Source organism: Streptomyces huiliensis (genome assembly GCF_020037025.1).
GTDB classification, from domain to species: domain Bacteria; phylum Actinomycetota; class Actinomycetes; order Streptomycetales; family Streptomycetaceae; genus Streptomyces; species Streptomyces huiliensis.
In genome coordinates this window covers 1-498 of record NZ_JAIQLH010000566.1, presented here as the reverse complement: position 1 = coordinate 498, position 498 = coordinate 1, and the positions used below count along the sequence as shown (strand labels likewise).

Annotated in this window: 1 protein-coding gene; it reads left to right on the top strand. The window is 80.7% G+C overall.

Annotation, left to right across the window (positions count from 1 at the left end; translation table 11 throughout):
• Nucleotides 1–498: hypothetical protein (locus JNW98_RS35885; RefSeq protein ID WP_223772423.1), on the top strand; the 498-nt coding region annotated here is incomplete at both ends.

Here is a 498-nt window from a genome sequence, read left to right as displayed (position 1 = left end):
CGGCCGGTCCCGCGCCGCGGGGGACGCGGCCGTCGTCCTCGTCCTCAAGCGGCTCGCCGACGCCGAGCGGGACGGCGACCGCGTCCTCGCCCTGCTGGACGACGGGGGCGACGGGGCCGACGGGGCCGACGGGGGCAACAGGACCGGCGAAGGCGCTGAGGTCGACGCCGCGCCCCCGGACCTCGTCGTCGCCTCGCACCTCGCCGACGACGCGACCGCCGACGACGACCCCGTGGTGGACAACAGCGTCCTCTTCGGTCACCCGCACGCCGCCGCGGGGCTGCTCGCCGTCGCAACCGCCGTCACCGCGCTGGACCACGGCGTACGTCCCCGCCCCGGCGCGCCGGCCGACGCGGCGCCCGGCGCGCGGACCGCCGAGGTCGTGGTGCCCGTCCTGGAAGGACCCGCCGAGCGGATCCGCCTGCGCGCCGCGCCGGCCGCCCTCCGACGGCGGCCCGCGCGGCAGCCGGACGAAACGGGCGCCCCCCGCGTCGAGGG